The following is a 13,905-nucleotide window of genomic DNA, read 5'->3' as shown; positions in this document are numbered from 1 at the left end:
CTCCTTTAAGCAAAATCAAAAGCGAGTTATTGAAGTACTTTATCGGTTATCCAAATTTGCTTGATTTTACCCTCATGTAATAATGGGTTAAGTTTGTTCATTAACGTAGAAGTTAAAGAATCGGAACCTTTACTGCCTTCAATCTGGTCTTTGGTTAAATCGCCTAGTGCTTGTACAATTGTTCCTTTAACCGCGGAATCCAACAAGCTGTCAAACTCTGTTTTGCCTTTAGCATTTTCCAATTCAAAAGCGAAGCTGATTTTAATGAAGTTCTGACTTCCAGACAAATTCGTCAAAATATCTTTGATGATTGCCGTATTGGCTTTGACTGCTTCAGCGGAAGGAGCTTTCGTTGGTTTTACACTGGCAACAGCATCTTGTGCTTTTACTGCCGGATCCTTGGATTCATTGTTTTTCTCCATAAAGTTCCACAATACAAAAGCAGCTGTCAAAATCAGTGTAATCGCAATTAGAATAGATACAATGAGTATGAAAATTTTGTTCTTAAACACTTACGAACCCTCCGCATCCATGGACTTTATTGTCGCTCGAACTGAGCCAATCTCCTGCATATAGGTCCGCACTAAGCTTACCACAACCTCTGCCTTTTCGAGAACTGTGATTTTCTTTCCCGTTGTCAAACTGATCATAGTGTCTGGCGTCTCTTCAATCTGTTCGATCAAAATGGCATTCAAGAAAATGGGCTTGCCGTTTAAACGTGTGAGAGAAATCATGTTTCCCCTCCTTCATCAGGATTAGGGGAGACTAGCTCCCCTACTTCACATTACTGAAAATTAACGTTTAAGATTAACGACTTCTTGCAATACTTCATCGGAAGTTGTAATAATCCGTGAATTCGCTTGGAAACCACGTTGTGCAATAATCATTTCTGTGAACTCACCTGTCAAATCCACATTGGACATTTCCAATTGACCTGAAATTAGCGTGCCTGTGCCTGTTTCAGGATTGCCTGGAGCGCCAACTGTAAGTTCACCATTCGGATTGGCATTGGCCGTCATACGATACAAATTGCCGCCAATCTTCTCTAGACCGGATGGATTGACAACTTTAACAACGCCAATTTTTTGACCTGTTGCGACAGTTGCACCTGTGGCGTCAACCCCCATAATGTCTCCATTTTGCGAGATAGAGAAAGAGACAATGTCTTCGGGAATAACGATCGGACCACCACCATCGGCACCCATAACATGAAGGCCTTCCGCATTAACAAGGTTTCTGCTTGCATCCAAAGTGAAATTACCAGACCTTGTTAAGTAGGGAGCATCTACTTGCTCTGTAGTGCCTACAGCGAAGAATCCATCTCCATTCACACGCAAATCAGTCGTTACATTCGTTGTCATCGCGCTTCCTGGCGTATGAACCGTATCAATGGCTGCTAAACTAACGCCTAAACCAACTTGCTGCGCATTCACACCGCCACGGTTGTCATCGGCAGCACTTGCGCCTGAAACCGTTTGGCTGAGAATATCTTTGAACATAACACGGGAACTTTTGAAGCCAATTGTGTTAACGTTCGCAATATTATTACCGATTACATCTAACTTTGTTTGAAAACCACGCATACCTGAAACGCCTGAGTATAAAGATCTTAACATCTATGGGCCTCCAATCGGTTTATATACATCATGAGCTGCTTCATTCGTTCCACAGCTCCAGGCTTCCTGCACGGTCGAGCCTGTTCATTAAGCAATAACTATTGCACTATCGATTTGAGTGAATACATGTTCATTCATAGAGTTTCCGTCAAGCGCAGTCACTACAGTTCGGTTAGGAACATTCACGATTAAAGCATTCCCGCCTAGAATCATGAGCGCATCTTTGGCGCCTTTAGCAGCTACCTTATCGATCGCTTGGCTAAGCTTGTCCAATTGCTCAGGCTTTAATTGAATGCCTCTCTCTTTGAGTCTAACTTCTGCATGATGACTGAAACGAACAAATTGATCCTGAAGAAGTTGTTGAAAATTAGGAATTCCGGGTGTTGATGCCGGCTGCTGTACAGGTGTTCGTCTAGTAGTCGCAGGAGAAACCGCATTAGGATAAAGCTGTCCTATGGAAATTCTCTCTGTCATTTGCTTTCTCCGACATTCTCAATTTTCTTGAGCTTGTCAAGAGGAATTTCCACTCCCTTCACATTGGCATATTGATTACCGTCTTTAAATGTGATGGAATCAACGATACCAGACTTTTCTTCAGAAGCTCCTGACGAGTCTATATCTGTCCAAGTAATGGATTTGCCGATTAACCCTGAAACAAATCCTAGAGATTGACGCATTAGCTTCATTTCGCCAGCCATATTCGTCAATTGCTCAACAGAAGTAAATTGCGCCATCTGGGCAATAAACTCTTTATCTTGCAAAGGCTGCGTCGGATCTTGATTTTGAAGCTGTGTAATCAAAATTTTAAGGAAATCATCTTTGCCCAATGTGGACTTGTCTTTCTCTTTGCTTTTGGCATTGTTACCTGCATTGATTAAATCGGTAACATTACCAACAATCGGGTTTGTAGCCACTCTTTCACCTCCGCTGGCTTCATATAAACGCTAGTTAGGCAATGACATCGAAGGAATTTCCATTAAATGCCGTTCGTGCTTGTGCAACAGTTTCAATTTCTTGATTAAAATCAAGCAGATCCTCTTGAAAATTGCCGGATCGGTTTTTATTTTGTTGTTGGGATTGACCAAATGCTTGCTGTTGCCGCTGCTCTTGGAACATGCTGGATTGCATGTTTTGATTTTGCGTTACTTCAAGCTTTTCGACTTGTAATCCTTGAATGAGAAGAGCTTGTCTCAAAGAAGGCAGTTGACTTTCCAACATTTGTTTGCCAGCTAAGGAATCTGCAGCAAATTGAGCGATTAATTGACCATCATGCATCGAAATTCTTACATCAACTTGACCAAGGTTTTTGGGGAACAAGGAAAGCTTGGCTTCAGAAAAACTGCCAGCCACTGTAATCTTCAAGTTCTTCATGACGTGGTCTGTCATTTCTTCTGCAAAATTAGCAGCATTAATGGTAGCAGGTGCTTTGGCAACTGCTGTATTGGCAATCTGCGCTTTCTGCAGATCAGCAATCGTCACAATCGTGTTCGATGATACATCCGATTCGATTGGCAGATCCACAAGGTCAATTAAAGCTTCCTTTGAACCCGTATTGGTTTCGATTGACGACGCGAGAAGAACATTCTTGACAGCAAGCAGCTCTAATTTAGATTTTGGCGCTTGAACGAGTGTGAAGGCATCTTCCACTAATTTTGGTGTAATAGGTAGATTGCTTGCACGCTTGTGATGATTAGATCGGTCGATAGGAGCAACTTCATCTTTGTTAGCATCAATCAAACCTTCAGCGGCATCCGTTGTCGTTTTCACACTTTTCGCATTAGAAGCTGGTCCACTTAAGGACGCCATAAGCTCTGGAAGCAAGGGCTGAATCGTGTTCTGCAGATTTTGATTCAAAAACTGCACAATAGGGTTTTCTGGCTGTTGTTTCGTTAAGGAAGCTAGCGTCAACAATGTGTTCTGAGCATCCAGGTTCAACGAATCCGCAGTTTGTAAATTCAAAGCACTTGGTAAGCTAAATGCTCCGCCAGATGTATTGTCTCCAAGCGTTTGCAACAACTGCTTTGCGTCTGCGAACCATTTGCTAACTTTTGGGTCTTGCAGCAATTGCTGCGCAAGCGCTGGATTGCTATTCATTGCTTCTAGCAGCATTTCAGGGAGCGGCTGCTCTTCTGTTCCTTGTTTAGGCTGTGCAACAGCTCCTTGAAGCGGCATAACTAGGCTTTGCAGCATCTGCAGTAGCATATCAAGTGAAAGCGCTGGATCTGAAGCATTCACATCTCCTGCAGTTGAATCCTGCCCTGCAACCTGCCCACCTAATACTTGATTAAACGTATCTGTGGAAGTGCTGCCTGTTGCCGCAGTTTTGCCGCTCGGTGTTGTGGCTGTTTTGTTCTGTGTTGCGACAGCTTTGTTCGCTGTTGGTACTGTAGCTGCTTGAACATCCATTTTATTCACCTCCCTTCATGGAATCAACATCCACTATTGAACAAGTTTAGCTGAAATGGAAGCTGCGACTTCCTTATTCGCATCAGAGAGCGATGACATAAGCTTGGATCGGGAGGCATTGTCCATTCCACTTAGAATAGCCAAAACCTTATCTGGATTTGCTTTATTCATTTCAAGCAAGACTGCTGAAGCACTTTTGGGTGTCATATTAGCAAAGGTTTGACCAAGATCTGTTTTGCTGACTGTCGTTGTTGCAGCCTTGGCAGTATCTTTAGAACCATTCGTTGCTAATCGTTCCTGTAAGGCTGCAATTTCTTTGTCCCGGACAGGAACAACATCTTTAAGTCCTATGGAAGCTACCGCAGCTTTGGCTGCATCCATTTTTTCAAGAATAGCCCCACGACTGTCAGATTTCATCATCGAGAAAATGAGGACCATTTCCTTTGGTGTTAATGCCTCGATGATCGGCGCTGCTTTGCTAGGTGTCATCTTGGCGTACATATTGGCTAACTGCGTAATTTGAGCGTTGTATTCTTCTTCGGTTTGCGTCTTCATCTTCAGCTTCTCTTCAAGCTCAGCCAGCTTCGATTGAGCATCTTTCATCGATTCATCCTTCTGTCCTGAAGTCGATTCTGCTTTTTGCAAAGCTGTTTGCAATTCTGCAACTCGTGCATTTAGTTTCGTGATTTCGTCATCTTTAGCTTTAACACTTTGATCAGCAGTCTGTGTTTTTCCAGAACTGCTTACAACACTTTTCTCCTTGGGAGCAGGAACGATCGTCCCTACGACCGGTATATTATGTAGTGCCTTCTGAATACTGCTCTTGATATCATAATCAAAAATTGATAACAGCACGAAGAGCAAAACCGCCGTAAACACAAAGGGGATGACAAACCATATCAGAAATCTCTCCAGTGCACTATAAGATGTACCCTCTATGTTTGAATCAGCCATCTCCTCTTCCCCCCTTTACTTCCTCAATACGTTAATCGCTTGAAACGGTTTGTGGCCATTTCATCCAGCGCATCCTGCTCTTTTTTGGCGACAAACGATTGAAATTGGTTGAATGCCTTCTCCCTCGCCTTGGACCACACTTTTTCATCAATCATTCTTTCAGATAGATGTTCTTGCTTTTTCAGTACAACGTGTTGAGCTTGCTTCACATCTTGATGCTTGCGGGCAATTTGCTGATCAACATGATTCATATAGCTTTGCATCGTAAGCATTTGAGAAATCGAAACCGACTTGCTCGTTACATGAGCGATTTCGTTGTGCAAAGATTCTTTTTGCTCAAATAAACCGTATAGATTCGTTTCTTCCGTCCGTAATTGCCCCATTGCCTCAGACAATATCCACTCCGCTTGTGTTCTTTCATTGTTTTTTAAATTGACAATTTGTTGGAAAGAATAACGAAAGTTCATTCAGGACCCTCATCCCTTATAAAATTCATGAATCAAACGTTCTTGAGCTTCTTCGTAAGTCAACTTTTCATTTGTCTTTTGCTTCGTGAAATCCCATATGGCCTCAATATTATCCATGGCAATATCAATATTTGAGTTGGAACCTTTTTGATACGCCCCAATATTGATAAGATCTTCCGAATCTTTATATATAGAGAGAAGTCGCTTTAATTGATCAGCAGCTTCCATATGTTCAGTAGGAACAATTTCTTTCATGACGCGGCTGACACTGGATAATACATCAATTGCTGGATAATGTCCTCTATTCGCTATGCTTCGATTAAGAACAATGTGCCCGTCCAAAATACCTCGCACCGCATCAGCAATGGGCTCATTCATGTCATCTCCATCAACGAGCACCGTATAAAAGGCTGTTATCGATCCTTTGGGACCAGTTCCAGATCGTTCGAGCAATCGCGGCAGCATGGCAAAAACCGAAGGCGTGTACCCCCGTGTAGCAGGAGGCTCACCAACAGCAAGGCCAACTTCACGCTGCGCCATTGCAAAACGAGTGACGGAATCCATCATCATCATGACATTTAAGCCACGATCTCGGAAATACTCCGCAATGCTTGTCGCAATCATTGCACCTTTAATCCGTATTAATGCAGGTTGGTCTGACGTAGCTACAATCACAACAGATCTAGCCAATCCTTCAGGGCCTAAATCTCTTTCGATGAAGTCAAGAACTTCTCGACCACGCTCTCCAATTAGAGCAATCACGTTAACATCAGCTGAAGTATTCCGGGCAATCATGCCCATCAGCGTACTTTTACCAACACCGGAGCCGGCGAAAATACCAACACGTTGTCCTTTGCCAATTGTTAGCAGCCCATCAATACAGCGCACGCCAACCGAAATTGGATGAAGAACACGAGGACGCGTAAGCGGATTGCCTGGTGTATTATTGGTCGAGTATTGTGCCATTCTGGAAGGTAGAAATGACCCGTCTAATGGCTGTCCCAAACCGTCCAATACTTTGCCAAGCAGCTCATGACCAACTTGTACCGTAAGTGGTTTCCCCGTTCCAACAACATCACAGCCGGGACCAATTGCATCTAAATCACCAAGTGGCATCAGCACGACTTTGTTGCTTCTGAAACCTACTACCTCTGCTTTTAGCGGTTTGTTCGATTTGTGTGGATAAATATAGCAAAGATCTCCGATACTGACATCCGGACCTTCCGATTCAACCGTCAAACCAATGACCTGTGTCACTTTGCCGTTGACGCGAATCGGATCAATCGAATGCAAATGTTCTTTGTACTTATCTGCTTTGGGCAGCGTATTTTCCATCAGATTCCCTCGCTTTGAGTGGCCAATTGTTGTAATGCCGATTTGATCTCTTTCAACTGAGTATCAATTCTGGCATCAATGCTACCAAATGACGAACGAATCACACATCCACGATCTTGCACGGTTGAATCCGGAATAATTTGCAGCTCTGCTTGCGAATCAATGGAAGTAAGTAATTCCTCACGCGCATCTTGTATGTAAGCGAACTGCGATGGTGCAACACATAGAGCGATAATTCCCTTCTCGCGTCTACGTGAGAGAACCGTTTGAATTAAATCAATCACCCATTCAGGGTTCAGCGTCAATTGGCGGCCAATCACTTTCTCAGCAATTGACGTGCTAAGCTCTATGAGAAAAGGTTCTGATTCTTGAATGATTTGTTGTTTAAGCTTATAGGATTGCTCCAAAATAGCCTTAGCTTCGGCCAACATTTCTCCATACTCTTGTCGAAGCACTTCTTCGGCTTGCGCCATTCCTTGCTGGTAGCCTTCTTCATATCCCGCTTGTTTGGATACAGCAATGTGCTCTTCATCTTGAGCACGGCGAGCTTCCCACCAATGGTTAATTTCTTCGCTTGTTTGTTCACGCAGCGCAGTAGTTTCCTGCATGGCTTGGTGAATTTGTTCATTAGCAAAAGCCTCAGCGTCTTGAAGGATTTGATCCTTCATCGACGTGGCTTCCGTTATTTCCTGTTGCTGCTCGGCTGTTAACTCATTTGATCCTTCGTTCTGCATGAACTGCAATGGCAAGATAGTCTCGACTAATTTCTTGTCATCTAAAGGGAAATATGCAAATGATTTAATGATATTAGACAATAATATCGTCTCCTCCACCACGCGCGATGATAATTTCGCCAGACTCTTCTAAGCGGCGAATAGTGGCAACGATTCTGGTTTGAGCTTCCTCCACGTCTCGCAAACGAACTGGGCCCATGAATTCCATTTCTTCTTTGAACGTCTCCGCCATACGTTTGGACATGTTTTTGAACAAGACATCGCGTACTTCTTCGCTCGCCACTTTGAGTGCAAGCTGCAGATCAGCATTTTCGATATCGCGAATAATCCGTTGAATAGAACGATTGTCGATATTGACGATATCTTCAAAGACGAACATACGTTTCTTGATTTCTTCAGCTAATTCCGGATCCTGAATTTCCAGTGAGTCTAGAATCGTACGCTCTGTACCGCGATCGACGCCATTCAGAATTTGTACGATAGAAGCAATACCACCCGCATTTGTATAATCCTGCGTAACAGTCGATGAAAGCTTCTGCTCCAAAACCCGTTCTACTTGGCTAATAACTTCAGGTGAAGTACTGTCCATAAGCGCGATACGTTTAGCAACATCTGCTTGCTTATCTTGCGGCAATGAAGACAAGATAATTGAAGCTTGTTCAGCCTGCAAGTAAGATAACACCAAAGCGATCGTTTGAGAGTTCTCATTTTGTATAAAGTTTAAAATTTGGGCTGGATCCGCTTTTCTCGCAAAATCAAACGGTCTAACTTGCAAGGTAGCCGTCAAACGATTGATAATATCGAAGGCTTTTTGAGTTCCCAGCGCTTTTTCCAAAATATCCTTAGCGTAGGCTATACCGCCTTGAGAAATAAACTCTTGAGCTAAGCAAATTTGATGAAATTCAGATAAAATGGATTCTTTTTCATAAGAATCAACTTTTCGGACATTTGCAATCTCAAGAGTAAGCTGCTCAATTTCTTCTTCACGCAGGTGTTTAAAAATTTGAGCTGACACCTCAGGGCCTAAACTGATCAAAAGAATGGCTGCCTTTTGTCGTCCGGTTAACCCTTGCAAAGCACCTTTGGCCATACAAGTGCACCTCTATTCGTCTACTAACCAAGTGCGAAGCAGATTCACGAAATCTTCTGGACGTTTTTTCGCAAGAGTTTCCAGCTGCTTACGCACTTGATTGTCATTAGTTATATTTTCAATGTCGATGGTTGGAAGCTCTGCTTTGCTTGCTGCGATGTTCATATCTTGTTCCAATTGCAGTGAAGCAGCTTTTCTGCGTTTGCGAATTGCCAAACCAGCAATAAGTCCAATGGCAAGCGCTGCTAGTGCAAGACCGCCATACATTAAATACTTAGTTGTTGAGGAAGCAAGCGTATCTTTAGGTTTTGCAAAAGAATGAGCGAATACTGTAACTTTTTTCTGTATTTCTTCGTCTGTATATGTAACCTTATTGTCAGCTAGTGCCGTTCTCACAATGTTCTCTAATGCACTTCGAACCGCAGCCTTTGTTTCAGCCGTCAAAGAATTGGGATCATCTGCAACCGGCGGCTCGATACCGACATTAATGCTTAAATCTTTGACAACATAGGGAGTAGAGATAATGTCATTCGTAATTCGGTTTACTTCATAATTCACAGTCTTGCTATTTTTTTCGGAGTTAGAGTTGCCAGATGCGCTTGAGCCCGGATAACCTGGCACATCGGTAGCGCCAGTTCCCGGCACACCACTTGTTGCATCTGCTCCCTTGTTTACGTAAGACTCCGTAGCTTCCTGCAGAGAAATTTCCAAACCTTTTTGATCAACTTGGTTTGGCGCGTTTACCAATTGTTCTTTACTTTTCTTTTGATCAAAATTCATCGTGGAGAAGACGCTGACATTAACTTTCTCCCGACCAAACATCGTGCCTAACATATTGTTGATGTTTTTTTGCAAATCATTTCGGAATTGGTTGTTAATATCGTTTTGGTTCGAGACAAGTCCTGAAGAGGATGTGCCGCCAGCCTTGGAAGAAACCAGGCTTTCTCCATATTGATTGGAGATCGTAATATTTTCTACGGGAAGATTCTTCACACTGTGAGAAATTAAGTTATAGATTGTATCGATCTTGCCTTGGTCCAATGTATTGCCTTGCTTCATTTGCAGGACAACGGATGCTGTTGCTTTCTCTTGCTGTTGTTGCAAGAACGGACCTTCTTCAGGAAGTGAAATTAATACCTTTGAGCTAGCGATTGCTTGATTAGAGTTAATCAGCTGCTGCAATTCCCCTTGAATTGCGTTCAAATATTTCACTTTAAATTCGTTATCCGTAATACCAAAGGAGCTGCTTTTGCTAAAAGCACCAAAACCTAAGGAACCATTCTTGTTTAAACCTTGTGATTCAACCCCAAGCTTTACATTTGCGACTTCAGTTGTTGGAACTTCGATACTTTTACCATCAGCACTAAGCTTATAAGGAATCTTAGCTGTATCCAGATAACCCTTGATAGCAGATGCGTCACTAGGCTGCAATTCGGTAAAAGCTAATGAATAGTCAGTCTTGGATAAATTAATACTTATTATTGCGGCAGTTAGAATCAATAAGAACACGGTTGCTAGAAAAGTGATCTTTGTCGTTTTACTATATCGATTCCAATATTGCTTCACCTTTTCCCAGTACTGGAGCAGGTTCTCGTTCACTCTGTCACCTCATCGAACCAAAGTTTAGCAGCATTTTGTGATATCACAGCTGCATTCTCATCATTTCTTGGTAAGCCTCTAGGACTTTATTTCTGACTTGTACAGTCAGTTCAAGACCTAAAGCTGCCTTTTCGGAGGCAATTGTTAGTTGATGTACATCGGATAGCTCACCTTTAATGAAACTCTGATTCAGCTGATCAACTTGCTGTTGTTGTGTGTTTAAGTTCGTTATCGCGTCGTTCAGAAAAGAACCAAATCTTTTCCCGAGGTCAGCAGCTCCTTCACCCGAATTATCCTTCGGTTGGACTGAGCTCATGATATTGAGTGGACTGTAGCTAATTTTATCAATCATGACGCAACCTCCTGTAGTCGTTATCTACCAATCTCCAACGCCTTCGTAATCATCGATTTACTTGCATTCAGCGCTGTAACATTCGCTTCATATGATCTTGTTGCTGACATCATATCAACCATCTCTTTAAGAATGTCAACATTGGGCATACTTACGAACCCGTTGCCGTCCGCATCTGGATGCGTTGGATTGTAGACCATCTTCATCGGTGAGGAATCATCGAAAATCTTATTCACTCTCACGCCTTCTCCAGTGCCATCCGCCATCGCTGACTGAAGTGACTGGGCAAAGGTTGGTTGAGATTTTGTTTCAAATGAAACTAGTTTTCTTGTGTATGGAACCCATTTTCCATCAACAAACTTCGCTCGTGTTGTATCCGCATTCGCGATGTTAGAGGAGACTACATCCATTCTTAATCGTTGAGCCGTAAGTGCTGATGAACTGATATCAAATCCATTCGTAAGTCTCATTGGATATTATTTCCCTCCTAGCACCGTGCGCATTTTTTTGAATTCGCTGTTCATCTGTTGAATCATTGTATTGTATTTAAGCTGGTTCTTAGCCATCAAAGACATTTCGTAATCCATATCAACATTATTCATGTTGTTATTAATCGCTGTCGATTCATCGGTTTTTATTTCTGTATTTGGCAAATTTGTTGATTTCCCTATAAAGAAATGCCTACTGTCTGTCCGATAACCTTCTATAGAGGGTGTTGATGAACTCATCTGACCTTGGAGAAGATCTTCAAACAGTACATCCGAGCGCTTAAAGTAGGGTGTATCAACATTAGCTACGTTGTTCGCTACCACCTTTTGTCTCAAGGTTGATGCGTCGAGTGAACGCTCCATTAAGTTCCAACTTGGCTTGTCTAACAAAGACATAGTAGTTACCCTCCTTTCTATAGCGTATTTAAATTTTATATTTCAACATTGGAATTGAGTAATCCTTCTTATTTCGACATTATTTTTATAAAAATAATTCGAATTAGTTCCATATTGTAGAAATATGTAAAACCTTTTGTTACATTTCTTATCATCTAAGATATTAGACTAACTTACAATAAGAAAAAAGCCCTATCTTTTTTACCAGAGAGGGCTTTTCGATGTGTTTACTTAAAGTTTGGTCTTGATTTGTTCAATGCTTTGCATTAATTGTTCATTTAGAATACGGATATAAGTGCCCTTCATGCCAAGCGAACGCGTCTCGATAACTCCCGCACTTTCTAACTTGCGAAGTGCATTTACAATAACGGAACGCGTGATGCCGACTCGATCGGCAATTTTACTGGCTACCAAGAGTCCTTCTTTGCCGTCTAATTCCTCGAAAATATGTTCCACAGCTTCCATCTCGCTAAAAGATAAGGAGCCTATCGCCACTTGAACTACGGCTTTGCTTCTTGCCTCTTCTTCGATTTCTTCCGCACGTTCTCTTAGAATTTCCATGGCAATAACGGTTGAACCGTATTCAGCCAGAACTAAGTCGTCATCAATAAAAGTGCCTTCATTTCGACTTAGAATCAGCGTTCCCAATCGACTTCCTCCACCAATAATTGGTACTAAAGTCGTATGGATATATGGAAACATATCTTTCATTTGCTCCGTGTAATAGAAGTAAGGACTGTCTGGTTCAGCAATTGCCGATGTCTCTTCAATCTTCAACAGAAGATTATTGGATTCAATCGGAAACCTGCGTTCAATCAGAATGGATTGATTCATCTCTAATGAGACAGGATCATTCGTTGTTGCATAGCCGAGGATTTTGCCTTTACGACTGACAACATAGATGTTGGCAATAACAATATCCCTTAATACTTCAGCCATATCCATAAAGCTAACCGCATTGCCTGCTTCTTTTTGCAGCAAGCGATTAAGCCTTCTTGTTTTGTTTAGTAAACTCATGTAACTGCCTCCTACTTACGTCACCATGCACTCAATCATTATAGAATGTATTGACTTAAATCTCGATTTTGTACAATATCACCGAGCTTATCACGCACATATTCGGGGTTAATCACAATCGACTCCAGAGTAATTTCAGGCGCCTCAAAAGACAAGTCCTCTAACAGCTTCTCTAGAATCGTATGCAAACGTCTAGCCCCGATATTCTCTGTATTTTGATTCACTTCGACCGCAATGCGAGCAATTTCATAAATAGCTTCTTCCGCGAAGTCAACCGTTATACCCTCTGTTTGCAACAAGGCGGTGTATTGTTTAGTTAAAGCATTTTTGGGTTCTTTCAAAATAGAAACAAAGTCTTCCAAAGTTAAATCGCTTAATTCAACGCGAATTGGAAACCGGCCTTGAAGCTCCGGAATAAGGTCAGATGGTTTGGCAATGTGAAACGCCCCTGCACCGATGAAAAGCACGTAGTCCGTCTTCACAGGGCCATATTTCGTCACAACTGTCGAGCCTTCAACGATTGGCAGAATATCACGCTGCACGCCTTCACGAGAAATATCAGGACCGCTGCCGCCGCGGCTGCTGCTTGCAATCTTATCGATTTCATCAATAAAAATAATGCCGGATTGTTCAGCACGATGAATCGACTCCTGAATAACCTCATCCATATCGATTAATCGCTGCGCCTCTTCTTGCGTGAGCACTTTCCTTGCTTCTTTGACCGGCAGTTTGCGTTTTTTCATTTTTTTGGGCAGCAAATTGCCGAACATCTCTTGCATGTTCATGCCAGCTTGCTCATTGCCTTGACCTGCGAGCATATCCATCATCGAAGGAGACGAGTCTTCCACTTCAATTTCCACAAGCTCATTCTCTAATTTACCATGTGTCAATTGTTCTGCGATTTCTGCCCGTTTAGAAGCGATAGACGGGTCAGGAGCGCTTTCCTCCTGCTCAGGTTGATTCTGACCACCAAACAGCATCTCAAAGGGGTTACGCTGCGTTTTGGAACGAGTAGCACTTGGCACCAACAAAGAAACCAGACGCTCATTCGCTAATTTCTCAGCTCTGTCTTTCACCTTCTCCATGCGCTCGGCTTTCACCATACGGACAGACGTCTCCGTTAAATCCCGGACCATGGATTCGACATCCCGTCCAACGTAGCCAACTTCCGTAAATTTCGTAGCCTCAACTTTAATGAATGGCGCACCAACCAATTTTGCAAGTCTGCGGGCAATTTCGGTCTTGCCCACACCGGTAGGACCAATCATCAGGATGTTCTTAGGGACAATTTCATCCCTCATGGCTTCATCGACAAGATTTCTCCGATAACGATTGCGCAATGCGATCGCCACTGACTTCTTCGCCTTCTTCTGACCTACAATGTATCGATCCAGTTCTTGAACAATTTGTTTAGGTGTAAGGGAGCTGTTTGCCATGTAGGATACCCTCCT

The 13,905-nt window shown here is 42.6% G+C and carries 17 protein-coding genes; all 17 read right to left on the bottom strand.

Annotated elements, in window-relative coordinates:
- Positions 1–26: 26 nt before the first annotated feature.
- The 17 genes from HQN90_RS06410 to hslU all read right to left on the bottom strand — a co-directional run bounded on the left by HQN90_RS06410 (position 27) and on the right by hslU (position 13,890).
- Entirely contained in the window at positions 27–512 is a 486-nt protein-coding gene (locus HQN90_RS06410) for a flagellar basal body-associated FliL family protein (RefSeq protein WP_173216956.1), read from the bottom strand.
- Positions 513–734, bottom strand: coding sequence for a flagellar FlbD family protein (locus tag HQN90_RS06405; RefSeq protein WP_079408938.1), 222 nt, complete (start codon positions 732–734; stop codon positions 513–515). It abuts the gene before it with no gap.
- Between the two features lie 60 nt (positions 735–794).
- Positions 795–1,616: a flagellar basal body rod protein FlgG gene (gene flgG, locus HQN90_RS06400; protein WP_173216955.1), complete on the bottom strand. Its 822-nt coding sequence runs from the start codon at positions 1,614–1,616 to the stop codon at positions 795–797.
- A gap of 87 nt (positions 1,617–1,703) precedes the next feature.
- Positions 1,704–2,090 (bottom strand): TIGR02530 family flagellar biosynthesis protein, encoded by a 387-nt coding sequence (locus tag HQN90_RS06395; protein WP_173216954.1) that lies wholly within the window; start codon positions 2,088–2,090, stop codon positions 1,704–1,706.
- Positions 2,087–2,530, bottom strand: a complete 444-nt coding sequence (locus tag HQN90_RS06390) for a flagellar hook capping FlgD N-terminal domain-containing protein (RefSeq protein ID WP_173216953.1) — start codon at positions 2,528–2,530, stop codon at positions 2,087–2,089. The genes HQN90_RS06395 and HQN90_RS06390 overlap by 4 nt, the downstream gene beginning before the upstream one ends.
- Before the next feature lie 34 nt (positions 2,531–2,564).
- On the bottom strand, positions 2,565–4,022 hold the full coding sequence (locus HQN90_RS06385) for a flagellar hook-length control protein FliK (protein ID WP_173216952.1): 1,458 nt from the start codon (positions 4,020–4,022) through the stop codon (positions 2,565–2,567).
- A gap of 33 nt (positions 4,023–4,055) precedes the next feature.
- Positions 4,056–4,976: a MotE family protein gene (locus HQN90_RS06380; RefSeq protein WP_173216951.1), complete on the bottom strand. Its 921-nt coding sequence runs from the start codon at positions 4,974–4,976 to the stop codon at positions 4,056–4,058.
- A 23-nt stretch (positions 4,977–4,999) separates the two neighbouring features.
- Positions 5,000–5,443, bottom strand: a complete 444-nt coding sequence (fliJ, locus tag HQN90_RS06375) for a flagellar export protein FliJ (RefSeq protein WP_173216950.1) — start codon at positions 5,441–5,443, stop codon at positions 5,000–5,002.
- A 9-nt stretch (positions 5,444–5,452) separates the two neighbouring features.
- Positions 5,453–6,778, bottom strand: coding sequence for a flagellar protein export ATPase FliI (gene fliI / locus HQN90_RS06370; RefSeq protein WP_173216949.1), 1,326 nt, complete (start codon positions 6,776–6,778; stop codon positions 5,453–5,455).
- Complete coding sequence (locus tag HQN90_RS06365) at positions 6,778–7,593, bottom strand: FliH/SctL family protein (RefSeq protein WP_173216948.1); 816 nt, start codon at positions 7,591–7,593, stop codon at positions 6,778–6,780. Before HQN90_RS06365 ends, fliI begins: the two co-directional genes overlap by 1 nt.
- Positions 7,586–8,602 carry a flagellar motor switch protein FliG gene (fliG, locus tag HQN90_RS06360; protein ID WP_173216947.1) on the bottom strand — a complete coding sequence of 339 codons (1,017 nt, stop codon included), beginning with the start codon at positions 8,600–8,602 and terminating at the stop codon, positions 7,586–7,588. The genes HQN90_RS06365 and fliG overlap by 8 nt, the downstream gene beginning before the upstream one ends.
- A gap of 12 nt (positions 8,603–8,614) precedes the next feature.
- Complete coding sequence (gene fliF, locus HQN90_RS06355) at positions 8,615–10,201, bottom strand: flagellar basal-body MS-ring/collar protein FliF (RefSeq protein ID WP_173216946.1); 1,587 nt, start codon at positions 10,199–10,201, stop codon at positions 8,615–8,617.
- A 43-nt stretch (positions 10,202–10,244) separates the two neighbouring features.
- A complete protein-coding gene (gene fliE / locus HQN90_RS06350) occupies positions 10,245–10,553 on the bottom strand; it encodes a flagellar hook-basal body complex protein FliE (protein ID WP_173216945.1) in 309 nt (102 codons plus the stop codon).
- Between the two features lie 20 nt (positions 10,554–10,573).
- Positions 10,574–11,023 carry a flagellar basal body rod protein FlgC gene (flgC, locus tag HQN90_RS06345; protein WP_173216944.1) on the bottom strand — a complete coding sequence of 150 codons (450 nt, stop codon included), beginning with the start codon at positions 11,021–11,023 and terminating at the stop codon, positions 10,574–10,576.
- A 6-nt stretch (positions 11,024–11,029) separates the two neighbouring features.
- On the bottom strand, positions 11,030–11,437 hold the full coding sequence (gene flgB, locus HQN90_RS06340) for a flagellar basal body rod protein FlgB (protein ID WP_079408926.1): 408 nt from the start codon (positions 11,435–11,437) through the stop codon (positions 11,030–11,032).
- A gap of 231 nt (positions 11,438–11,668) precedes the next feature.
- A complete protein-coding gene (gene codY / locus HQN90_RS06335; RefSeq protein WP_079408925.1) occupies positions 11,669–12,454 on the bottom strand; it encodes a GTP-sensing pleiotropic transcriptional regulator CodY in 786 nt (261 codons plus the stop codon).
- A 38-nt stretch (positions 12,455–12,492) separates the two neighbouring features.
- Positions 12,493–13,890, bottom strand: coding sequence for an ATP-dependent protease ATPase subunit HslU (gene hslU / locus HQN90_RS06330; RefSeq protein WP_173216943.1), 1,398 nt, complete (start codon positions 13,888–13,890; stop codon positions 12,493–12,495).
- Positions 13,891–13,905: the final 15 nt, after the last annotated feature.

Origin of the sequence: Paenibacillus alba (genome assembly GCF_013204855.1) — a bacterium.
GTDB classification, from domain to species: Bacteria; Bacillota; Bacilli; order Paenibacillales; family NBRC-103111; genus Paenibacillus_E; species Paenibacillus_E alba.
Note: the sequence above shows the minus strand (reverse complement) of the source record. Positions and strands in the feature narration are given on the sequence as shown.